Raw genomic sequence first — 22,850 nt, 5'->3', positions numbered from 1 at the left:
TGGAAGCGCGGATCTGTTCCTACGAATGCACTTTCTGCGCGGACTGCGTCGAGACCAAGCTTTACAACGTCTGCCCGAACTGCGGCGGCGGCCTTGAGCGGCGGCCGATCCGCCCCGCCACCGAACGGCGGCCAGGCGCGTCGGTGGCGAAGCAACCGACGTCGGACAAGCGCGTACATCTGAAATACAGTTTTGAAGACACCGCCGCGCATTCGGCGCGGCTGCGGGATATTCCGCCGCGGGATCGATAAAATATCTCTGCATCGTCATTCCGGGATGATCCGAAGGATCAGACCCGGAATCTCGAGATTCCGGGTTCGATGCTTCACATCGCCCCGGAATGACGGGTCATGAGGCGGGCAGAATCGTCCCCTCGACCTCGCCAAAACCGACGCGATAGCCATTGCCCTGGCACCAGCCGCGCATCATCAGCGAGTCGCCGTCCTCGAGGAAGGTGCGCTTGACGCCGCCGGGAAGCTCAACCGGCTCGGTGCCGTTCCAGCTTAGTTCAAGCAGACTGCCCCGCTGGTGCTTTTCGGGGCCGGAGATGGTGCCGCTCCCCAGGAGATCGCCGACATTCATGGCGCAGCCGGACGAGGCGTGGTGCACGAGCTGCTGCACCGACGACCAGTACATGTATTTGAAATTGGTGCGGCAGATGCCGGCGGCCTGGTTCATTTGCGCCGCACGCAACGCCACGTCGAGCTCGATGTCGTAATTGTTCGGTTGCGCCTGCCGCAGATAGGGCAACGGCACCGGGTCCTGCGCCGGACCATGCACCCGAAATGGCTCCAGCGCCTCGCGGGTCACGATCCACGGGCTGATCGAGGTCGCAAACGCCTTGGCCTGGAACGGCCCGAGCGGGACATATTCCCATTGCTGGATGTCGCGGGCGCTCCAGTCATTCAACAGCACGAAGCCGAAGATCATCTCTTCCGCCTGCGTTTCGCCGAGCATCTCGCCGATCGGCGAGGACTGCCCGACCACCACGCCCATTTCGAGCTCGAAATCGAGCCGCTTGCAGGGACCGAAACTCGGCGCATCCGTGGCCGGCGGTTTTAGTTGCCCGCGCGGCCGGCGCACCCTGGTGCCGCTGACGACAACCGTTGACGCGCGCCCGTTGTAGCCGATCGGCATGTGCAGCCAGTTCGGCTGCAGCGCATTGTCCTTGCCGCGGAACATGACGCCGACATTGGTGGCATGCTCCTTCGAGGAATAGAAATCGGTGTAACCGGCGACCTCGAACGGCAGATGAAGTCTGGCGTCCGCCATCGGCACCAGCGCCGGCGTGCGCACCGATTTGTCGTCGCGCAGTTTCGGATTGTCATGGCGCAGCAGCTCGCTGATCCGCACGCGGGTCTTTGACCAGACCCTCGGCCCGAGCGCCATAAAGGCGTTGAGCGAGGCCTGCGCAAACACGTCGTAGGCCGGCGCCAGGTCGATCAGGCCCTCGCTCTCCAGCACTGCGAGATCGAGGACGCGGTCCCCGATCGCGACCCCGACGCGCGGCGCGGGCGCAGCCTGCGTCGAGAACACGCCGTAAGGCAAATTCTGGATCGGAAAATCCGAGGCGGGATCGACGTCGACGAAGGAGCGGAGTTTGGGATCGTTGGGGTGGGGCACGGTATTATTCCTGCTTGCGAACGCTATCCTTCGTCATTCCGGGATGCACCCGCTTGGGCGCAGGCCCGGAATGACGGATAGCAAACTACCTCACCGCCTGCTCGGATCGAACCGCTTTTCCAGCCCCTTCCAGCAATCGGCATAATCCTCCTGCAGCGTCGCCGACCTCGCCGCATGCGCGGTCACGCGCTGCGGGAATCGCGTCTCGAACATGAAAGCCATGGTGCCGGTGAGCTTGACCGGCTTCAGCTCGCTGTTGCTGGCGTGATCGAACGCCTCGCGGTCGGGCCCGTGCGGCAGCATCATGTTGTGCAGGCTGATGCCGCCGGGGACAAAGCCCTGCGGCTTGGCGTCATAGACGCCGTAGATCAGGCCCATGAACTCCGACATGATGTTCATGTGATACCAGGGCGGACGGAAGGTGTCCTCCGCCACCATCCAGCGCTCCGGAAAAATCACGAAATCGATGTTCGCGGTGCCGGCGGTTTCCGACGGCGCGGTCAGCACGGTGAAGATCGAGGGATCGGGGTGGTCGAAGCCGATGGCGCCGACCGGCGAGAAGGAGCGCAGATCGTATTTGTAGGGCGCGTAATTGCCGTGCCAGGCCACCACGTCGATCGGCGAATGCGGCAATGTGGTCTTGAACAGCGCGCCGCCCCATTTCACGTAAAGTTCGGTCGGCGTATCCTTGTCCTCATAGGCTGCGACCGGCGTGAGAAAATCGCGGGAATTGGCCAGGCAATTGGCGCCGATCGGGCCGCGCTCCGGCAGCGTGAAGGCGCCGCCGTAGTTTTCGCAGAGATAGCCGCGTGCGGGGCCAGCGGGAATTTCGACGCGGAATTTCACGCCGCGCGGGATCACCACGATCTCGCCGGGCTCGGCATCGATCCGGCCGAGCTCGGTGACGAGGCGAAGGCTGCCCTGCTGCGGCACGAACATCATCTCGCCGTCGGCGTTGTAGAAATGCTGATCGACCATCGACTGGGTGATGAGATAGACGTGCGCGGCCATGCCGGCCAGGGTGTTGGCGTCGCCTGCCGTGGTCATGGTCTGCACGCCCTGCAGGAAGCTCATGTCCTCTTTCGGGATCGGCGCCGGATCCCAGCGCAACTGCGCGATCGGCAATTCAACTTCGTGGCACGGCGCGGTCCGCCACAGCCCGGCATCGACCTTGGCGAAGCGCCCGGAGTGTCTCACCGACGGGCGGATGCGGTAGAGCCAGGATCGCTCATTGCTGCCGCGCGGCGCCGTGAACGGCGAACCGGAGAGCTGCTCGGCATAGAGCCCATAGGCGCAGCGCTGCGGTGAATTGCGCCCGATCGGCAGCGCGCCGGGCAGCGCCTCGGTCTCAAAACTGTTGCCGAAGCCGGACATGTAGCCCGGCGTGACGTTGACCGCGTTGCGGTTGATGGTATCAGGCGAGGGGTTGATATTCATGGTCATCCTCCTCCTTGCAAGCTGGCCCACATTTCCCGGTCGCGCTTGTCGGTCCAGATCACGGGATCGTCGATCCCCGAAGCCTCGTCGAACGCGCGCGAGACATTGAACGGCAGGCAGTGTTCGTAGATCGCAAAACTGGAAAACTTCGGGTCCATCACTTCGCGCGTCGCCGCCATCGATTCCTTGAGATTGCGGTCCCTGGCGACCGAGGTCTCGGCCGCGCCATAGAGCGTGGTGACGAAATCGCGCGTCATCGCGATCGCCTCGCGCGTGGTCGAAAGCCCCTTCAGGGCGTCGCCGCGGCCGGGCGCGATCGCCTTGGGATTGAAGGCGCGGATTTCATTCAGCGTCGCCGGCCATTCGCGCAAATGCGCGTCGCCGCAATAGCAGGCCGAATGATATTCGATCAGGTCGCCGGAAAACATCACCTCCGCGTCAGGCACCCAGGCCATGATGTCGCCGGAGGTGTGACCGGCGCCGAGCTGCATCAGGCGGACTTCGCGTTTGCCGAGCCAGATCGACATCTCGCCCTCGAAGGTCAGCGTCGGCCAGGTCAGGCCGGGAATGCTCTGGGCGTCCTGGAACAGGCGCGGGAAACGGCCATATTCGGAATCCCAGTCCTGCTGGCCGCGCTCCGCGATCAGGCGGTGGGTTTCCTGCGAGGCAATGATCCCTTGCGCCTTGTAGGCCGACGCCCCGAGCACGCGCACCGCGTGATAATGCGACAGCACCACATATCTGATCGGCTTGTCGGTGACGGCGCGCACCCGCTCGATCACCTTGTTCGCCATCGCCGGCGTCGCCTGCGCGTCGAACACGATGCAGCCGTCGTTGCCGACGATCACGGCGGAATTGGGATCGCCTTCGGCGGTGAACGCGTAGAGATCGGTGCCGATCTCGGAGAAGGTGATTTTCTTCTCCGCAAGATCGGTGGTGGACGCAAAACCCTTCGCCATCAATTCGTTCCTGACCTGGCTAGAACCCGTGAACTATTGTTGCTGTTGCTGCTGCTGTTGCTGACCGGTATCCAGCATCCGCCGCTTGGCCAGCGCGATGGCCTCGCACAGCACGTCGAGATCGCCGATGTGGTTGGCGAGCACCAGCACCAATGCGGCATCGAGATCGGCGCTCTGCGTCTCGCTCAAGCCGCGATGCGCCTCGACGATGGCGCGGAAGGCATCGTCCGGCCGGGCGAAGTTCGAACTGGTGGAGAGTGCCATGATCGACCTCAGTTCAGACCGGACGCACGCGCCAGCGCCGCGTCAACTGCCGGCCGCGTCGGATGGCGGAACCGCGCCGCGACATAGCCATCAGGCCGCAGCAGATAGGTCGCGCCGGGCTCTGCGTCGTAGCGCTTTCCGGCGAGGCCCTCGGCGTCGACCAAACCGTCATCACCGCCAATGCGGATCACGCCGAGATCACTCGGCGCCTCGACGGCCGCGCCATTGCCAAACTCCAGCAGCGTGAACCGCGTTCCACTCCGGATGAAGGCGTCGGTCAGGAACATCGAACGTCCGCCGCGTTCGGCAATCGGCGCATCCGGCATCGATGTGCCGGGCCGAGGGCCGCCGCGCCATGCATCACCATCGGCCGTCGACAGCGGCGTCTCATAGATCGAGGGCACCGAGAGCCGTCCGCCATTGACCATGCGCTTGCCAAACTCGGTATCCTTCGCCAGCGACAGCACCGCCTTGCGCAACCGCGCTTCATGATGGGAACCTGGCGCCATGAAATCGGTCGAGCGGGTCGATTCCCTGATGTTCTCGTCCGCCGCGGCGCTGCGCTCGATGTCATAGCTCTGCAACAGGCGTTCCGGCGAAATCCCGCTCAGCACGCGATCGAGCTTCCACGCGAGATTTTCGGCATCCTCAAGCCCCGAATTGGCGCCACGGGCGCCGAATGGCGAAACCTGGTGCGCGGCGTCGCCGGCAAAGATTACGCGGCCGTGGATGAACCTGTCCATCCGGCGGCACTGGAATTTGTAGAGCGATATCCATTCGAAGTCGAACTTGTCATGCCCGAGCATGCGCGCGATCCGCGGCCGCACATTCTCCGGCAGCTTTTCAGACGCAGGATCGGCAAACCGGCTGAGCTGCAGATCGATGCGCCAGATGTCGTCCGGCTGCCGGTGCAGCAACGCCGAGCGGCCGGCGTGAAACGGTGGATCGAACCAGAACCAGCGCTCGGTTGGAAATTCAGCCGTCATCCTGACGTCGGCGATCAGGAACTGATCCTCGAATACCCGGCCCGAAAATTCCGCGCCGACCATTTGCCGCAACGACGAGCGGGCACCGTCGCAGGCGATAACGAAGTCGGCGTTCAATTTGTATGGCCCATCCGGCGTCGCGACCGTCAGCGCCACATGGTCGTTGTGCTGTTCCAGCCCGACCACCTTGTTGCGCCAGCGCAGGCCGATCGCGGGAAGTTCACCGACCCGATCGACCAGATAGGCCTCGGCATGGAACTGCTGCAGATTGATGAAGGCCGGCCGCTTGTGGCCCTCCTCCGGCAACAGGTTGAACTGGTAGAGCTGGGAAGTGCCGTGAAAAATCCTGCCGACGCTCCACACCACGCCCTTGTCGACCATGCGTTGACCGATGCCGAGCCGGTCCCAGAATTCGAGCGAGCGTTTGGAAAAGCAGATCGCGCGCGAGCCCTCGCCGATCCGGTCGGCATCGTCGAGCAGCACGACGGGCTGGCCGCGCTGCGCCAGATCGATCGCAAGCGACAGTCCCACAGGGCCGGCGCCGACCACGACCACGGGATGTTCCGCGACAGTGGCGCCGGTCCGATCCTGGTCGGGATGGCGGCGATAGCCGAACTGGGTCCTGGTCTGCGCCATGATCACCTTGCGGCTCGCCAAGGGAGTGCGACCTTGCTAAAGTAGTCGCATCTGCAACGATCTTAAATCGCGTGCGCGTCCGTCCGTCAACTAAAATTGGAGCGATTCTTGCCAAGAGCGGTTTCGGGCAACGGCGTGTCGCCGGCGCGATCGGGGGTCACTGCCGCCTCGCGGCAGCAAAGCGCACTCCGCAAAAGCCGGAGACTGGACCTGTTCAGGTTCGTGCCTTTTCGGCTGAACCGGCTGGCGGCTGAAGTGAGCGGCGCACTGTCGGTCGAGTACCAGGAGCGCTATGGGCTCGACATCCCGGAATGGCGCGTGCTGGCGACGCTCGGATTCCGCAACGATGCCTGCAGCGCGCAGTACATTTCGCAATGCACCCGGACCCACAAGTCAACCATCAGCCGCGCGGTGACGGCGCTGATGAAGCGGCGGCTGGTGGAGCGCGTCGAGAATGCCGACGACCGCCGCGAATTCCGGCTGCGCATGACCGGCAAAGGCAAGGCGCTGTACGAGGAACTGATCCCGCGTCTGCTGCGCAAGGAGAAGGAGATTTTATCGTGCCTCTCGGCGCAGGAGCGAAACGATTTTGCTTCCCTGCTCGGCAAGATCGAAAGGAGCCTCGATCTCGTCCAGACCCGCCAGGAGGCGGACGCCAAGGAGGCGTATTGAGACACACTCTCTCTCCACGTCATTGCGAGCGCAGCGAAGCAATCCACTCTTTCTTTGCGCGGCACGATGGATTGCTTCGCGGAGCCTGTCATCGGGCGCGCATTCGCGCGACCCGGTGGCTCGCAATGACGAGTGTGGCGCCCTAGCCTCGATCAATAAGCTTGGCGATGACCGGAAAATACGCGCCACCCGAACCGGCATCGATGGCTTCCCGCAACACCTGGCCGATCAGTTCGGCTCCGCGGATCCTGATCCCGGCATCGGCGGCGAGCTCCAGTGCGTAGGACAGATCCTTCAGCGCATATTCGGTCGAGAAGGCGCGTTCGGGAAAGGCGCCGGGCACGATCGCCTTGATGCCGTGGTTGCGCAGCGCAAAGCTGTCGGCCGAGCCCTTTGACAAGGTATCGAGCAACAACCTGGGATCGACGCCACTATGCCTGGCGACCGCGACCGCCTCGGCCAGCGCGTTGACCGTCTCAAACAGCACCATGTTGTTGAGAATCTTGGTCACCTGCCCGGCGCCGACGGCGCCGCAACGGGTGACGTCGGTGGCGAAGCAGCGGATCAGGGGCTCGATATCGGCGTAAAGCGCGGGCGTCGCGCCGACCATGACGCTGAGCGTACCGTCCTGCGCCGCCTGCCGCGTGCGCGCGATCGGCGCGTCCGCCCAGAACGCGTCCTTCTCCTGCAATTGTCTGGCAAAGTCGCGGGTCTGGCTGACCGAGGAGGTGCCGAGATCGACCACGACCTGCCCGCGCCTGATGTTCTTCAGAATGCCGTCACCTTCGAACACCGCACGGACATGCTTGGCGCTCGGAAGGCAAAGAAACAGCAGATCAGCTTGCTTGATGACATCGGCCGCGTTGCCCGCGATTTCCGCGCCCTCGGCGCCCAGCCGCGCCAGTGGATCCGGCGACAGATCGAACGCGATGATTCGCTTGCCGCTCTTGTTCACCAGATTGCGGCAGATCGGCTCGCCCATCACGCCAAGGCCGATGAAGCCGACGGTCTTGTACGCAGCCATTTCCGGACCGAGCCTATTTCACGAAGGAGCGCGACGGCGGCAGGTGCAGGGCAAAGACATCGACCTTGTCGCTGGCGCGCGGATAGATCTCGCGCACGATCGGATCGTGGCCGGGAATGAAGCGATCGGGATGGCCGGCAAGCCGTTCGACGATCTCCCAGCCCTGCGCCATGTCGCCGACATTGTAGACGATCGGGAACGGACTGCGGCGTTGCAAATTGGCGTAGTAGTGCGCCGCGTCGGACGCCAACACCACCGGCCCGCGCGCGGTTTCGACCCGTACCACCTGCAGGCCATCGGAATGGCCGCCGACCCGATGCACCGTCACCCCAGGCGCGACCTCGCCATCGCCGGAATGGAAAATGACGCGTTCGCCATAGACATGGCGCACCATCAGCGTCACATGCTCGACCGAAAACGGATGCCGCAGCATGCCGTTGCACATGCAACGCCCCGTCGCGTAGCTCATCTCGCGATCCTGCAGATGGAACCGGGCGCCGGGGAAACGGTCGAGATTGCCGGCGTGATCGTAGTGCAGATGGGTGACGATCACGTCGCCGATCGTCTCGGCCTTGACGCCGAACGCCGCCAGCGCCTCAACCGGATTGAGCATAAGCTTGCGGGCGCGCGCTTTTGCCTCCTCCGCATTGAAGCCGGTATCGACCAGGATGTCGCGGCCAACCCCACGGATCAGCCAGACGAAATAATCGAGATCCTGCGCCGTGGTCTCGTGCGGATCCGGCACCAGATAATTCATATGGGGGGTGCGCGGCGACATGGTCGCATAACGCAGGGCATAGATTTCGTAGGCGTTTGCCATCGATTTCGCTTTTCTTGAGTGTCAGATCGCCGCTGGGCGAACCAAGCCATCGCCATCGGCAAAGGTCAAATCCCGGAAGCGCGTGACGGCCGCATGACCGGGCCGCGCATCCTATGTGAGACGGATCACATTGGCTCGCATCCGACCGCCGCGTCGCGGTCCATTGTCGCAATTAACGATGCTGCTGCAAGCGGTTGACGGCCTGCAGCACCGGTTTGATAATGCGGTTCGCGTAGAGTAAGGTCGCCGCGGCGCCAGCTGGTATCGGCGCCATTTTGGCTGGACTGCCGTGACCATGAAAATCCCCCTCGCATTGCTCGTCACGTTGATTTTCTCGGTCGCGTCGACCGTTTCGTCGCTGGCAGCGGGCGACCGCTACGCGCTGGTGATCGGCAACGCGAAATATCCGGACGCCGAGGCGCCGCTGAAGGAGCCGATCAACGACGCGCGCGACGTCGCTGAGGAGCTGAAGCGCGACGGCTTCAATGTCGAGGTCGGAGAGAACCTGACCGGCGAGGCGATGCGCCGCGCCTTCGAGCGGCTGTACGGCAAGATCAAGCCGGGCTCGGTGGCGCTGATTTTCTTCTCGGGTTTTGGCGTCCAGTCCAGCCGCCAGAGCTTCATGATCCCGGTCGATGCGCAGATCTGGACCGAGGCGGATGTTCGCCGCGACGGTTTCAGCCTCGAGACGGTGCTCGGCGAAATCAACAGCCGCGGCGCCGGCGTCAAGATCGCCCTGATCGACGCCTCCAGGCGCAATCCGTTCGAGCGCCGTTTCCGCAGCTTTTCGGCGGGGCTCGCGCCGGTCATCGCGCCGAACGGCACGCTGGTGATGTATTCGGCGGCGTTGTCTTCCGTCATCTCCGACAATGGCACCGACCGCAGCCTGTTCGTGCGGGAACTGCTGAAGGAAATTCGCACCCCCGACCTGATGGCGGAGGAAACGCTGAACCGCACCCGGGTCGGCGTCACCCGGGCATCGCGCAGCGAGCAGGTGCCGTGGATTTCATCGTCGCTGGCCGAGGATTTTTCCTTCATTCCGGGTTCGGGCCCCAAGACGGCGAGCCCACCACCGCCTGCCCCCGCCCCTCCTGTCGAGCAGGCGACAGTTGTTCCGCCACCGCCGCCGAAGCAGGTTGAAATTCCGCCGCCACCACCGCCCAAGCAGGTCGAAGTTCCTCCTCCGCCGCCGCCCAAGCAGGTTGAGATCCCGGCGCCGCCGCCATCCCCTCCGCCGCCGGCCAAGCCGGCCGAGAGCTCCCCAACCGTGCTGGCGCTCGCCGATGATCCGACCATCAAGAGCCTGACCGCCAAGCTCAACGACAATCCCGACGATGCGGCGGCGCTGTACCGGCGCGGTCAGGTCTATGCCAGCAAGGGCGCCTACGACCTCGCCATCAAGGATTTCAACAATTCGCTGCGGCTCAATCCCAAGGACGTCGAGGCCTACAACAACCGCTGCTGGGCGCGCACCGTGATCGGCGACCTGCAGGCGGCGCTGAAGGATTGCAACGAGGCGCTTCGGCTGCGGCCGAATTTCGTCGACGCGCTCGACAGCCGCGGGCTCGTGAACCTGAAGAGCGGGCAGACGAAAAATGCAATTGCTGATTTCGATGCCGCCCTCAAAATCAACCCGAGATTGACCTCGTCGCTGTACGGACGCGGCCTTGCCAGGAAACGCAACGGCTCGATCGCGGAAGGCGATCTGGATATCGCCAATGCGAAGGCCATGGACCCGAATATCGCGAAGGAATTCGCCGATTACGGCGTGCAGTGACGATAATTTTCAGGTCAAGGCCGGCGCTTCCTCGAACCTCGGGACGGCGCCGTAGACTAAAGGGAAAGCGGTACGCCGGGACCGGCTTTCCGGCAGCCTTTTTATGAGCATTTGGAGCCGCGCCAACAGCGCAGGAGGGACTTGCAATGTTCGATATCTCTGGAAAGAAAAATCTGACCGCGATGCTTTCGATCCTGACCATCGGCGCCGCGCTGTCATTTGGCGCCGGAACCGCCCGGGCTGGCGATGAGGTCACCGAGCAGCAAATCCTCAAGGCGCTCACCCCCGACAAGAAGCCGCTGACCCGCGGCCTGTCGGCGGGTCCGCAGGCCGATCCGGCCGCGGCCGCCGCCGAAAGTAAGTTCGTTCAGACCATCCGTGGCCGCCCGACGCGTTCGCTGTCGGTTACCGAGCGCGAAGAGATCGCAACCATCGTCAAGGACAAGCCGAAGATCGACCTCGAGATCAACTTCGATTACAACTCGGCCCAGATCAGCGCCAAGTCGCTGCCGTCGGTGCAGGCTTTGGGCCGCGCCCTGACCAACGCCGATTTGAGGGGCTCGACCTTCGTGGTGGCGGGCCACACCGACGCCGCCGGCAGCGAGGCCTACAACCAGGACCTGTCCGAGCGCCGCGCCGACTCGATCAAGCGGCACCTCGTCGACAAATACGGCATCAACGGCGCCGACCTCGTTACCGTCGGATACGGCAAGAGCAAGCTAAAGGACCCGAGCCAGCCGCTGGCGGAAGTGAACCGCCGGGTGCAGGTCGTGAACATGGAAAACAAGGCCACCGCGTCCAAGTAGCTTGTCCAGGTAATTTGTCCGGGTAACAGGGCGTAGCGCGGTATGACATTTGAGGCTGGAGCCCTTGCTCCGATGAAAGCGGAGCAAGGGCTCTTTGCTTTGTTATTTTGGCGCGTTTTCTTTACGCGAACCGGTATCCACGTCGCTCGAAAACGCTATAAATACCTTCGCGCACCCCGCTGGGACGAATTTATTGTTGGGTTCGTGCCGAGCCCATCGGCAGTTGGAAGCCCCCACTTCACATCACGTTAGGTCTGGATTGATCCGGCGATGAAGCTCTCAAAATACCTCAGGCCCGCGCTTGGAGCGGCATTCTTTGCCGTTCTGGCCGCCGGATATTACTGGTTCGAGAACCGCTCGCGTCCCGAGGAAAAGGAAACGCCCGGCCAGGCCCTCGTCGTCGTCACCAAATCCACCAATGCCTGCTTCTCCGACATGGTGCGCGTCACCGGCTTCATCGTGCCGCGCCGGGAGGCGCAGCTCGGTGTCGACCAGGAGGGTTCCAAGGTCACCGATCTCTTCATCCGCGAAGGCGACATGGTCACCGAAAACCAGGAACTGGCGCGGCTGACCCCGCCGCCGCAACAGCAGCAAGCGCAAGGCGGCGGCTCCCGGCCGGCGGCGCTTTCACTGCGCGCGCCCGCCGCGGGCCTCGTCACCGAAGTCAGGACCGCCGTCGGAGCGCCCGCATCGCCGCAGGCCGGGCCGATGTTCAGGATTGCCGTCAACAACGAAATCGAGCTCGATGCCGAAGTGCCGAGCATTCATTTGCTGAAGCTCAATCCCGGCGCAACGGTGCGGATCAGCCGCGACGATGCGCCCGACATGGTCGGCAAGGTCCGCCAGATCTCGCCGCAGATCGACCGCTCAACCCAGCTCGGTCATGTCCGGATATCGCTGACCAACAATCCCTCGCTCAAGGTCGGCATGTTCGCCCGCGCCAATATCGACGCCAAACGCAGTTGCGGCGTCGCAGTTCCGCGCACCGCGATCGACCGCACCACGCTGCAAGTGGTCAAGGGCAACACGATCGAGACGCGAAGGGTCCGGGTCGGGCTGACGTCCGATACCTCGATGGAAATTCTCGAAGGCCTCGATGTCGGCGAAACCGTCGTGGCTGACGCCGGCACGTCGCTGCATGACGGCGACCAGATCAAGACCATGTTCGCCGACGAACTCGAGCGCACGCAGGCACGCTAATGGCTTTGAACATCTCGGCATGGTCGATCCGCAATCCGCTGCCTTCCATCGTGTTTTCGATCATCCTGCTCGCGCTGGGCTGGATCAGCTTCACCAAGCTCGCGGTGACGCGGCTGCCGAGCGCCGACATTCCGGTGATCTCGGTCGCGGTCTCGCAGTTCGGCGCCGCGCCTTCGGAACTTGAGTCGCAGGTCACCAAGACCATCGAAGACGGCGTGTCGGGCGTCGAGGGCGTGCGGCACATTTCATCGTCGATCACCGACGGGCTGTCGCTGACCACGATCCAGTTCGCGCTTGAAACCAACACCGACCGGGCGCTGAACGACGTCAAGGACGCCGTCACGCGGGTGCGCGCCAACCTGCCGCAAAACGTCACCGAGCCGCTGATCCAGCGCGTCGACGTGATCGGCCTGCCGATCGTCACCTATGCCGCGATCTCGCCGGGCAAGACGCCCGAACAACTGTCCTATTTCGTCGACGACGTCGTCAAACGCGCGCTGCAGGGCGTGCGCGGCGTCGCCCAGGTCGAGCGCATCGGCGGTGTCGAGCGCGAGATTCTGGTATCGCTCGATCCCGACCGGCTGCAGGCCGCGGGGCTCACCGCCGTCAATGTCAGCCAGATCCTGCGCGGCACCAATGTCGACCTCGCCGGCGGGCGCGCCGAGATCGGCAAGAACGACCAGGCGATCCGGACGCTGGCCGGCGCCAAGACGCTCAACGAGCTCGCCGGCACCATGATCCCGCTGTTCGGCGGCGGCGAAGTCCGGCTCGACGATCTCGGCACCGTGACCGACACCATCGCCGACCGCAGAACCTTCGCCCGCTTCAACGGCGAGCCGGTGGTGGCGCTCGGCATCAAGCGCTCCAAGGGCGCCAGCGACGTGGTGGTCGCCGCCGCCGTGCAGAAGCGGATCGATGCGCTGAAGGTCGCCTATCCCGACGTCGATCTCAAGCTGATCGACACCTCGGTCGAATTCACCAAGGGCAATTACGTGGCGGCGATCTCGACCCTGTTCGAGGGCGCGATCCTCGCCGTCATCATCGTGCTGTTGTTCCTGCGCGATATCCGCGCCACCATCATCGCCGCGATCTCGCTGCCGCTGTCGATCTTCCCGGCGTTCTGGGTGATGGACCTGCTCGGTTTCTCGCTCAATCTCGTCAGCTTCCTCGCCATCACGCTGTCGACCGGTATCCTGGTCGACGACGCCATCGTCGAGATCGAGAACATCGTGCGCCACATGCGCATGGGCAAGACGCCTTACCGCGCCGCGCTGGAAGCTGCCGATGAAATCGGCCTCGCCGTGATCGCGATCTCATTGACCATCATCGCGATCTTCGCTCCCGCGAGCTTCATGTCAGGGATTGCCGGGCAGTTCTTCAAGCAGTTCGGCATCACCGTGTCGGTGCAGGTGTTCTTTTCGCTGCTCGCCGCGCGCTTCGTCACGCCGGTGCTGGCCGCCTACTTCCTCAAGGACCACCCCCACGAAGACCCGCCGCCCGGCCGTGTGCTGCGGGCCTACATCGGGCTCGTGACCTGGTCGGTGAAGCACTATTTGATCACCGTGCTGATCGGCTTCGGCATTTTCGCTGCCTCGATCTGGAGCATCACGCTGCTGCCGCAAGGCTTTCTGCCGGCGCAGGACACCGCGCGCTCGCTGCTGGCGATGGAATTGCCGCCGGGCTCGCAGCTCGCCTTTACCGAGAAGGTCACCGAGGAAATCGTCGCGCGCCTGCGCAAGCGACCCGAAGTGCGAAGCATATTCGTCGATGGCGGCCGCGTGCCGCCGGGCACGCTGGAAGTGCGCCGCGCCGCGCTGATCATCAATTACACGCCGAAGAAGGAGCGCGACAGCGCACACACCCAACGCCTGCTCGAGCTCGATATCGGCAAGGAACTCGAGAACGTTCCGGATATCCGGTTCTGGTTTCTCGACGAGAACGGCTTGCGCGCGATCTCGCTGGTCGTGACCGGAACTGACAGCAACATCGTCAACAACGTCGCCAACGAGCTGGCGACCCAGATGAAGCGGATTCCGATCATTGCCAACGTGATTTCGGAAACCGCGCTCGACCGGCCCGAACTTCGCATCCGGCCGCGCGCGGAGCTGGCGGCGCGGCTCGGCGTCTCCACCGAAAGCCTGTCGCAGACCATCCGCGTCGCCACGATCGGCGACGTTGGTCCGGCGCTGGCGAAATTCGATGCCGGTGACCGCCAGGTGCCGATCCGCGTCCAGCTCGAGGACAGCGCGCGTGGCGACCTGCATATGCTCGAGCAGTTGCGGGTGCCACTCGGCACCCGCGGCGAGCGCGGCGGCGTGCCTTTATCGGTTGTCGCCGACATCCAGCTCGACCAGGGCCCAACCAGCATCAACCGCTACGACCGCGAAAGACAGGCCACGGTCGCGGCCGACCTCGTCGGCACCGCCGCGCTCGGCGACGCCACCAAGAAGATCTACGACCTGCCGGTCATGAAGAGCCTGCCCAAGGGCGTCAAAGTCAGTCCATCGGGCGATGCCGAAAGCCTCAATGAATTGTCGGAGGGCTTTGCCACCGCGATCACCGCCGGCCTGATGATGGTCTATGCGGTGCTGGTGCTGCTGTTCGGCACCTTCCTGCAGCCAATCACGATCCTGTTCTCGCTGCCGCTCTCGATCGGCGGCGCTATCGCCGCCCTGCTGGTGACCGGCAAGCAGCTCACCACCCCGGTGTGGATCGGCATCCTGATGCTGATGGGCATCGTCACCAAGAATGCCATCATGCTGGTGGAGTTCGCGGTGGAGTCGATGCGCGAAGGCAGGCCGCGCGACGAGGCGATCATCGACGCCGGCATGAAGCGCGCGCGCCCGATCGTGATGACCACCATCGCGATGGCCGCCGGCATGATGCCCTCAGCGCTGGCGTTCGGCGCCGGCGGCGAATTCCGCTCGCCGATGGCGCTTGCCGTGATCGGCGGCCTGGTGTTTTCGACGGTATTGTCGCTGGTGTTCGTGCCGGCGATGTTCATGATGATGGATGACATCGGCGCGCTGTTCTGGCGGTTCGGCAGGAAGCTGATCGTCTCGAGCGGCGAGAACGAGCATGGGCCAGCGGATCATCACGGCGAACCGGCGGCCAAGGGGCTGCCTGCGGTGCCGCCGAGCCTCGTCTCGCCGGCGGCGGAGTAAGGCGGCGGTCAGCATTCTTATTCCCACGTCGTTTTGGGCTTTGTTGAGAGCAAGATCGGAAGCACCCCGCAAGCGGTGTTTTCCTCAGCCGAAAGCATGCGGGACCGTTTCCCGATATAGCCTCGCTCGGCCGGGCGATGGCCTGTTTGACCCAACCCACGCAGACCCAACCCACGCATTGGCAAGATTTACCTCAGCATGCTATTCTGCCGTCATGCTCTTTACCCGCATCACCATCGATCCTGCGGTGTGCACCGGCAAGCCCTGTATTCGCGGGCTACGGTTTCCGGTGGCGCGCCTGCTCGGGCTGATGGCTTCCGGCGAGACGCGCGACGCGATCCTGAAGGCTTATCCCTATATCGAGGCCGGCGACATCGACGAGGCCTTGCGCTACGCGGCTTTCCTCGCTGAAGACGAGACAGTCGAACTGCTACCCTCCGCTCCGGCCAAGTGAGATTCCCGATCGACATGCCGCTGTCGCCGGCCGTGGCGGTGTGGCTTGCCGACCAAGGCCACGATGCCGTGCATGCCACCGATTTAGAACTTCACCGTGCCACCGACAGCGAGATTATGGCCCGCGCGAAGCAGGAGGCGCGAACAGTGGTCACCGCCGATCTCGACTATCCGCGCCTGCTTGCGATCGCACGCGCCAGCGAACCGAGCTTGATCCTGTTCCGCAATGGTGACTGGACCGAGGCTGAAGACGCCTGGTCCCCGTTCAGTCGGATTGCGGACGGCTGCGACGAATGGCACTGAAATCTTCGACCAGACCCGGGCTCTGCGGCGGCGCAATGTCCTCGCGGGAAGGCGGAACGATCAGGGCGGTAAAGCGCTGGGTAGCGCCGGGTTGACCTAACAGCATCGAGCCAACGACGAACTCGGTTCTGACGAACCGCGAAGCCCGGGCCGCGGTGCTCGCCATCGCGGCGACGCAATGAGCATCGCTTTCATAGCACAGGGCCGCCCATCCTCGCGCGAAGGCCACCTGCCGCGGCAATTTCTCCGCATACGGGTGGACCAGCCGCTCGTCATAGACAGGGTGATCCGGGCTGTAGAATGCCATTGCGAAGGCCAGGCCTTCGTCGCCGCCGACCGCTGTAAGTGCGGCGTCGGAATGAATGTGCCATAACCGGGTCAACTCCAGCGCGGACTGCTGATAGAAATTGCGCCCCTCATTCAAGGGATGGAAGTTCCGATAAAGGGCGTGAAGGGGCGCCGCCATGCCGGCGCACAGCACCGCGATGCCGATGACAAGGACCGCCAGATTCACCGAATAAAAGCGTTCGATCCGGTAACTCGCGCCGCAGACAATCAGGATGGCAAACAGGAACAGGCCCTGCAATGCCCAGATCGGCGGCATGTCGGAGCCGAGCCCGATCGACGTGACGGCCGGAAAGACGATGGTCCCGACGCTGACAAAGAACAGCAGCAGCAGGCCTGAATTCATTGCTCGAAAATCCTGAGAGAACTTTTTCAGGCGGTTTCCTGCGATCACAACCCATGTCACCGTGGGCATCGCGAGCACGAGGGCCACGCCCAGCAGGAAAAGCATCGCTTCGATCAGCGAAGGGCCAAAATCCTTGCCGGCATGTCGCTCAAGCGCGTAGGCAAAAGGTTTCGCGCCCGTCGTCGCCAGCCAGTGCAGGTGCGGCAACAGGACAGCGAAACCAACCAGAATGGAAACCCAGGGGGCTGGCGAGCCGAAATAGGCGCGTCGCTGTGGATGGCAGATCGCGGCGAAAAGAAAGCTGACGATCAGAAACGCCGAGTAATATTTGCCGAGCATCGCGAGCGCGGCGGTCGCGCCGGCGGCCACGGCCCATTTCAGCTCGCGGGTTTCAAACGATCTCAGGAAACAATAGGTCGCGATCGGCCAGGCCGCCAGAAGTACCGCGTTGGCGTTGAAGCGCTGGGCATGAAAATGGTAGGTCGGCAGCAGCATGAGCAGCAGCAGCACGACCATTCGCTTGTCGCCCCGCGCGAAGCGGCGCGTAATCAGGTCGACCGCCCATAACGCGACCGCCGAATTGGTCAATGCCATCAGGTAAAACGACCAGTTGGCGAGCGGAAACACCGTCGTCCATGCCCGCGCGACCCATCCCATTAATGGCGGATGTTTGGAGTAGCCCCACTCCATGCTCCGTCCAAGCGTCCATGTTTCCAGGACATCGGGATGCAGATCGCCGCCGAGATAGGCAATGGCGAGATAGAGCAGCCAGACCGCCACAAATCCGCTCAGCAGAAGCGGAATAGACCAGCCCGCCTCGATCCCATCCAGCCAGATCAGAAACGGTTTCCGCCAACGCGCGGGGGATACTTCCGAGCGCGTTGCCAACCCCGAGAACGCAAGATCCATGGGCACAAAGCAATCCACCCGCCGCCCTCGCGAGCGACCTCGACAACTGAGCCTGCATTGCTTTGCGGCGTGTTCATCGAACTTGCAGAATCTTAATGTTCCAATTTTTGAAGATTGATGTCGCAATTGAGATAAATTTGGGTCCGAAGATGTTCCGCCCCGCGATGTTCATGATGATGGACGACATCGGCGCGCTCATTTAGCGGCGGTTCGGTAAAAAAAGATGATCGTCTCAAGCCGCGAGACCGAGTATGCAACGGCCGATTACCACAAAAAGCCGCCTGCGAAGGGGCCACCGCCGGTGCCGCCGAGCCTCGCCTCGCCTGCCGCGGAGTAACGGAAGCTTGCGATCCGACTATCTGTCGCCAGTCCATGCCCTTCGAGATGTGTGTCGAATGTGTAAGATTTCGACCTCGTCTCGCACTCGATAGAAGATCTTGTAGGGATAACGAGCAACAAATATGACGCGAACATCGGGATCGTCGGTCCGATACCCGCTTTGTGGATGGTCTTTTAGCTGGGCCACGGTCTTGCGAATGCTCGCGGCCACATTCCTCGCGCCGATCGCCGACCGCTCTCCTAGATATTCGATGATTTGTTCTCGATCAGAGAACGCCTCAGGCGTGTAACGAACCCTCATCCTTCGTGGCGCTTGTCGGCTTCTGCAATCAGCTCGTCCGACACGAATTCTCCACGATCCGCCTGAGCCAATCCCCTCGCGACCGCCGCGCGCTCCTGGTCCGACATCGTGTAGACACCTGTCCGACGCGCCTCGATTTCCCGGGCGTACTCGGCAAGTTCCTCCTGATCCTCTTGGGGCCAGGTTGCGGCATGCTCGATCATTTCTTTGAGTATTCTGTTCATCTGGTAATCATATCACAACATGGGAGTCCTGACGATACAGGGGAAGTCCCTACTCGTTCCTCGTCACCGCCGTCAGCTTGGTCACGTTCTGCAACAGAATCCGCCCGCGCTGCAGGTCGGGGATGCCGTCCTTGCGCCCGGCCTGCGGTGGACCGTTGAGGTATTCGTAGAACCTTCACGAAGCCGCTTCGACCATTCGCGTCTTGGCTTCTTCCAGAAACGTGACGACATGCTCTCGCGTAACTGACGGGAAACCTGCCAGAGAGTCATCGATCGATTCGCCAGCCTCGAGATAATCAAGCAACGTCTGCACGGGGACTCTTGTCCCGTGGAACACGGCTGCGCCGCCCATGACGTCAGGGCTGATCGAGACAATCGGCTGTTTCATCTCGACAGATTACACCTTCACCCCGAGAACACGCAAATATCGGATTGTGGCACCGGTGCCCCCAGGCCTGACGATGCGAGATGACGCCCGTCTAACCGCCGTTTCCCCTACTCGTTCCTCGCCACCGCCGTCAGCTTGGTCATGTTCTGCAGCAGAATCCGCCCGCGCTGAAGGTCCAAAATGCCGTCCTTGCGCCAGGCCTGCAATTGACGGTTGACGCTTTCGCGCGCAGCGCCGACGAAGACACCGAGTTGCTCCTGCGAGATGTGCACCTCGGAACCGAAATCCGAGGCCAGCGCGACGAGCCTTCGCGCCAGCCGCACCGGCAGCGGCTGCAGCACGGATTCCTCCATCCGCTCGCTTTGCCAGCGGATGCGCTGGCACAACAGCATGATGATCTTGATCGCGACCTTTGGTTCGCGTTCGAGATGCGAAAGAAAGTCTTCCCGCCGCAGCACGAACAGTTCGCTCGGCTCGCCCGCGGTCGCGTCCGCGGTGCGGCTCTGGCCGTCGAGCACCGCAACCTCGCCGAACAGGTCGCCCGGACCCATGAAATTCAGCGTCAGCCGGCTGCCGTCGGAGGCGCCGGTCTCGATCCGGATCTGGCCGCGGCGGACCCCGAACAGGGCGTCGCCGGGATCGCCCTTCTGGAACAGCATCTCCCCCGCCGCGAGCTGCTGGGTATGGCAAAGGCCGGAAATTCGCTGCAGTTCTTCGGTCCCCAGGTCCGCGAACATCGGATTCATCTTCAAAATAACCGCAAATTCAGCCTGCTTGCTCATGGTACCGCCTTCCAGATCGACCCCAACCGCTGCAGACGGCTGGTTAACAAAATTCGGCCCCGGGGAAGTGTGTCATATGTCACATAACTTTGCAGTAACTCCTGATTATTTTTGGCCGCTTTGAGCGAACTCCCGTTTCCGGGATAAGCTCGTGCGCCCGGCCAGGTCAGATGATGATTTGGCCGGCTTCAATGCCGTTTGCCGGGTCTGGAATGTAGCTATGAAAGCATTGAAAATCGCCGGCGCCGCGATCGGCGCCGTGGCCGTCATCCTCGCTTTGCTGTCGGTGGTCGGGGTCCCCTCGGGCTTCCTGACGTCGGCGATCCAGGCGCGGGTCGAGCGCGATACCGGCTACAAGCTCGCCATCAACGGCGGGGCGAAGATCGGCCTGTGGCCATCGCTCAACCTCACCTTGAGCGACATCGCGCTGAAGGATCCGAAAGACCGCGACATCAACAATCGCCTGACCGCCGGCAGCATTGAGGCCGAGATCACGCTGGCAAGCCTGTGGTCGGGCCGTCCGCAGATCACCGACATATTGATCGTCCGTCCGGTCCTCAATCTGCCGCTGCAGCGCGAGCGCGTGCGCGAGAGCAATCCGTCTGCGAAAACTCTTTCTTCCAGTGCGAGCGACACCAATTTCTCGATCGGGCATGTCAGCATCACCGGCGGCACGATCGTGTTTTCCAATCTGCGCGACCGCGTCGAAAACCGTATCGAAACCGTCAACGCCGACGTCACCATCGACGGCGATCGCCAGATCAGGATCACGGGCAATGCCCGCGCCGGCGATCACCCGCTGAAGTTCGATATCAAGGCCGCGCCGCCCGCCCCGCCGATCGAACGGCAGAACATTCCGGCCGAACTTAAATTCGAGGCGCCGGGCCTGTTGCAGGCTCCCTTGTCGGCCAGGGCGGAAGTGCGGCTCAACGGCTCGGTGGTGATGATCAACGGCCTGACCGGCACGCTCGGCGACGGCGCGTTCAACGGCTGGGCCTCGGTCGACCTTTCCAGCAAGCCGCTGGTGAAGCTCGATCTCGACTTCCAGCGGCTGGCGTTCGCAATGGCGAAGAGCGGCACCGGTGGGGCATCGCAGCCCTGGAGCAATGCGTCGATCGACCTGAACGGCCTGAACTATGTTGACGCGCAGGCGAAAATTTCCGCGGCAGAGCTCGATATCGGCGACGGCCGCTTTGCGCCGGCCGCGATCGACGCCGCGCTCGCAGGCGGCGTGCTGAAGGCGCAGCTTTCCAACCTCGGCGCCTATGACGGTCACGCCAATGGCGATCTGACCATCGATGCCTCGACCGGCAATCCGGCTTTCGCGCTGCGCGCGGACCTCACCGGCGTGCGCGCCTTGCCGCTCTTGCGCAGCGTCGCCGATTTCGACAAGCTCGACGGCAAGATGCAGGCGAAGATCAGCGTACGCTCCTCCGGCGCAAGCCAGCGCGCGATCATGTCGAACCTCGCAGGCACGGTGTTCGCGGTCCTTCAGGACGGCTCGGTCCGCGGCCTCAACGTCGCGCAGATGATCCGCTCGCTGACCGCAAGCCCGCTGTCGGGATGGCAGGAGAACAAGGAGCAGGCGACCGACCTGACGCAGCTTTCCGCCTCGTTCAAGATCGACAAGGGTCAGGCCACCACCACCGATCTCAACCTGGTCGGACCGCTGGTGCGCATGACCGGCGTCGGCACCATCGACCTTCCCACCAAGCAGATCGGATTCCGGGTCGAGCCGAAGCTCGTGATGACCACCGAAGGTCAGGGCCGCGCCGGCGATCCGGTCGGGCTCGGCATTCCCGTCATCATCGACGGCCCGTGGGCCGAGCCGCGCATCTATCCGGACATGCAGGGCATCCTCGACAATCCCGACGCCGCCTACGCCAAGCTGAAGGAGATGGGCAAGGGCCTGTTCGGGCCGAATGGCGCCGGACTTGGCGCGATCAGCGGTCTGGGCGGACTGCTCGGCGGCGGCCAAAACACGGGTGCGGCCGCGGGTGGTGCCACGGGCGGTCCTGCGAGCGGCGCCGGCAAACCATCCGATCCACTTGGCGGCCAGCTCGGCGAAACGATTGGCAATCTGCTGCAGCAAGGATTGAACGGACTGGGCCAGGCTCAGGGGCAAGGTAGCGCGCGCCCGAGCCAGGGCCGCAGCATTCCCGCCCCGGCGACGCCTGCCCAGGCCACACCGGTTGCACCATCCGCCCCATCGCCGCCGGCGGAGAGCGAGGCAACCCAGCCGCAGGACAGCCAGCCGATGAACGAGGTCTTGCGGCAACTGTTTAACCGCTGAACCCGTCCATCGATCGGGGGACCCCAATCCATCCTAACCATGCTGGCCGAGGCCCCGGCCAATTCCCTCAATTCGTGATAAACAGGCCCGAACGCGGCGCTTGCGAGCAAGGGCAGCCGAGGCGATGACGGCAGGCGCGCACGTCGCGGTGGTGCACGAGGGTCTGGATGAACGGGGTCACCGACAAGACCGGGTTCCTGAGGCAAGGCCTGTTCGCCAAATACGTCGTCGCGCTGGTCGGCCTCGTGGTGTTCGTGCTCGCCGTCAACGGCGCGCTGGAAACCTGGATCAGCTACCGCGCGATCCGCAGCACGCTGACGGATGCGATGTCGGAAAAGGCCGAGGCGACCGCGACGCGGATCGAGCAATCGATGTCCGAGCTGGAGCGGCAGATCAGCTGGGTGACGCGCGCCTCCCGCACCACGATCGAGGCGCGCCGTGCGGACTACGCGCAATTGCTCAACCAGGTGCCGTCGGTCAACCAGCTTTCGCAGCTCGATGGCAGTGGCCGCGAAACGCTGCGGCTGTCGCGCCTGACGCTTTCGATCGGCAGCAACGCGGATTTTTCCCGCGACGTCCGCTTCACCGATACGCTCTCCCGGGGCACCAGCTTCGCGCCGGCCTATTTCAGGGATGCGCGGCCTTTGATGTCGATCGCGGTGTCGCACTCCGGCTACGATGCCGGCGTCACCGTCGCTGAAATCGATCTCGGTTTCCTGTCGGATTTTCTCGGCGATGCCCAGGTCGGCAAGGCCGCTTTCGCCTATGTCGTCGATTCCAGGGGCCAGGTGCTGGCGAG

General features: G+C 63.4%; 22 protein-coding genes. 10 read left to right on the top strand and 12 right to left on the bottom strand.

What is annotated here, in order from left to right; translation table 11 throughout:
- Positions 1-251: DUF1272 domain-containing protein (locus WCE35_RS25815; RefSeq protein WP_424596135.1), on the top strand; the 251-nt coding region annotated here is incomplete at its 5' end.
- 97 nt (positions 252-348) lie between these two features.
- On the opposite strand, the gene fahA is transcribed toward WCE35_RS25815, so the two are convergent.
- The 5 genes from fahA to WCE35_RS25790 form a co-directional block, all read right to left on the bottom strand.
- Positions 349-1,623 carry a fumarylacetoacetase gene (gene fahA / locus WCE35_RS25810; RefSeq protein ID WP_424596134.1) on the bottom strand — a complete coding sequence of 425 codons (1,275 nt, stop codon included), beginning with the start codon at positions 1,621-1,623 and terminating at the stop codon, positions 349-351.
- A gap of 90 nt (positions 1,624-1,713) precedes the next feature.
- The gene (hmgA, locus tag WCE35_RS25805) at positions 1,714-3,060 is read right to left on the bottom strand and encodes a homogentisate 1,2-dioxygenase (protein WP_424596133.1); all 1,347 of its coding nucleotides are present in this window, start codon (positions 3,058-3,060) and stop codon (positions 1,714-1,716) included.
- A 2-nt stretch (positions 3,061-3,062) separates the two neighbouring features.
- Complete coding sequence (locus WCE35_RS25800) at positions 3,063-4,019, bottom strand: MBL fold metallo-hydrolase (RefSeq protein WP_424596132.1); 957 nt, start codon at positions 4,017-4,019, stop codon at positions 3,063-3,065.
- 33 nt (positions 4,020-4,052) lie between these two features.
- Positions 4,053-4,283: a DUF2783 domain-containing protein gene (locus tag WCE35_RS25795; protein ID WP_424596131.1), complete on the bottom strand. Its 231-nt coding sequence runs from the start codon at positions 4,281-4,283 to the stop codon at positions 4,053-4,055.
- An 8-nt stretch (positions 4,284-4,291) separates the two neighbouring features.
- Complete coding sequence (locus WCE35_RS25790; protein WP_424596138.1) at positions 4,292-5,905, bottom strand: FAD-dependent oxidoreductase; 1,614 nt, start codon at positions 5,903-5,905, stop codon at positions 4,292-4,294.
- Between the two features lie 204 nt (positions 5,906-6,109).
- On the opposite strand from WCE35_RS25790, the gene WCE35_RS25785 reads away from it, so the two are divergent.
- Positions 6,110-6,577: a MarR family winged helix-turn-helix transcriptional regulator gene (locus tag WCE35_RS25785; RefSeq protein ID WP_424596137.1), complete on the top strand. Its 468-nt coding sequence runs from the start codon at positions 6,110-6,112 to the stop codon at positions 6,575-6,577.
- Positions 6,578-6,719: 142 nt separating this feature from the next.
- Here the strand turns inward: WCE35_RS25785 and WCE35_RS25780 are convergent, their stop codons facing one another.
- Entirely contained in the window at positions 6,720-7,601 is an 882-nt protein-coding gene (locus WCE35_RS25780) for an NAD(P)-dependent oxidoreductase (RefSeq protein ID WP_424596130.1), read from the bottom strand.
- Positions 7,602-7,614: 13 nt separating this feature from the next.
- Positions 7,615-8,421 (bottom strand): N-acyl homoserine lactonase family protein, encoded by an 807-nt coding sequence (locus WCE35_RS25775; protein WP_424596129.1) that lies wholly within the window; start codon positions 8,419-8,421, stop codon positions 7,615-7,617.
- Between the two features lie 295 nt (positions 8,422-8,716).
- On the opposite strand from WCE35_RS25775, the gene WCE35_RS25770 reads away from it, so the two are divergent.
- From WCE35_RS25770 to WCE35_RS25745, 6 genes are all read left to right on the top strand, one after another.
- Entirely contained in the window at positions 8,717-10,198 is a 1,482-nt protein-coding gene (locus tag WCE35_RS25770) for a caspase family protein (protein WP_424596136.1), read from the top strand.
- Between the two features lie 146 nt (positions 10,199-10,344).
- Positions 10,345-11,004 carry an OmpA family protein gene (locus tag WCE35_RS25765; protein ID WP_424596128.1) on the top strand — a complete coding sequence of 220 codons (660 nt, stop codon included), beginning with the start codon at positions 10,345-10,347 and terminating at the stop codon, positions 11,002-11,004.
- 270 nt (positions 11,005-11,274) lie between these two features.
- A complete protein-coding gene (locus tag WCE35_RS25760; RefSeq protein WP_424596127.1) occupies positions 11,275-12,204 on the top strand; it encodes an efflux RND transporter periplasmic adaptor subunit in 930 nt (309 codons plus the stop codon).
- Positions 12,204-15,368 (top strand): efflux RND transporter permease subunit, encoded by a 3,165-nt coding sequence (locus tag WCE35_RS25755; protein ID WP_424596126.1) that lies wholly within the window; start codon positions 12,204-12,206, stop codon positions 15,366-15,368. The genes WCE35_RS25760 and WCE35_RS25755 overlap by 1 nt, the downstream gene beginning before the upstream one ends.
- Before the next feature lie 214 nt (positions 15,369-15,582).
- Entirely contained in the window at positions 15,583-15,822 is a 240-nt protein-coding gene (locus WCE35_RS25750) for a DUF433 domain-containing protein (RefSeq protein WP_424596125.1), read from the top strand.
- Complete coding sequence (locus tag WCE35_RS25745) at positions 15,819-16,124, top strand: DUF5615 family PIN-like protein (RefSeq protein ID WP_424596124.1); 306 nt, start codon at positions 15,819-15,821, stop codon at positions 16,122-16,124. The genes WCE35_RS25750 and WCE35_RS25745 overlap by 4 nt, the downstream gene beginning before the upstream one ends.
- Here WCE35_RS25745 and WCE35_RS25740 read toward each other — a convergent pair.
- The 5 genes from WCE35_RS25740 to WCE35_RS25720 all read right to left on the bottom strand — a co-directional run bounded on the left by WCE35_RS25740 (position 16,087) and on the right by WCE35_RS25720 (position 19,758).
- A complete protein-coding gene (locus WCE35_RS25740; RefSeq protein WP_424596123.1) occupies positions 16,087-17,724 on the bottom strand; it encodes a glycosyltransferase family 39 protein in 1,638 nt (545 codons plus the stop codon). The genes WCE35_RS25745 and WCE35_RS25740 overlap by 38 nt on opposite strands.
- A 355-nt stretch (positions 17,725-18,079) precedes the next feature.
- Positions 18,080-18,364 (bottom strand): type II toxin-antitoxin system RelE/ParE family toxin, encoded by a 285-nt coding sequence (locus WCE35_RS25735; RefSeq protein WP_424596122.1) that lies wholly within the window; start codon positions 18,362-18,364, stop codon positions 18,080-18,082.
- Positions 18,361-18,588: a hypothetical protein gene (locus WCE35_RS25730; protein WP_424596121.1), complete on the bottom strand. Its 228-nt coding sequence runs from the start codon at positions 18,586-18,588 to the stop codon at positions 18,361-18,363. The genes WCE35_RS25735 and WCE35_RS25730 overlap by 4 nt, the downstream gene beginning before the upstream one ends.
- Before the next feature lie 175 nt (positions 18,589-18,763).
- Positions 18,764-18,976 carry a DUF433 domain-containing protein gene (locus WCE35_RS25725; RefSeq protein WP_424596120.1) on the bottom strand — a complete coding sequence of 71 codons (213 nt, stop codon included), beginning with the start codon at positions 18,974-18,976 and terminating at the stop codon, positions 18,764-18,766.
- A 107-nt stretch (positions 18,977-19,083) separates the two neighbouring features.
- Positions 19,084-19,758, bottom strand: a complete 675-nt coding sequence (locus WCE35_RS25720) for a Crp/Fnr family transcriptional regulator (RefSeq protein ID WP_424596119.1) — start codon at positions 19,756-19,758, stop codon at positions 19,084-19,086.
- Positions 19,759-19,978: 220 nt separating this feature from the next.
- Between WCE35_RS25720 and WCE35_RS25715 the strand changes: the two genes are divergently transcribed.
- Together WCE35_RS25715 and WCE35_RS25710 are read left to right on the top strand one after the other, a co-directional pair.
- Complete coding sequence (locus WCE35_RS25715; RefSeq protein WP_424596118.1) at positions 19,979-22,051, top strand: AsmA family protein; 2,073 nt, start codon at positions 19,979-19,981, stop codon at positions 22,049-22,051.
- Positions 22,052-22,218: 167 nt separating this feature from the next.
- Positions 22,219-22,850 (top strand): cache domain-containing protein (locus WCE35_RS25710; protein ID WP_424596117.1); only part of this gene is annotated, 632 nt, incomplete at its 3' end.

This window comes from Bradyrhizobium sp., from assembly GCF_049691595.1.
Classification (GTDB): domain Bacteria; phylum Pseudomonadota; class Alphaproteobacteria; order Rhizobiales; family Xanthobacteraceae; genus Bradyrhizobium.
Note: the sequence above shows the minus strand (reverse complement) of the source record. Positions and strands in the feature narration are given on the sequence as shown.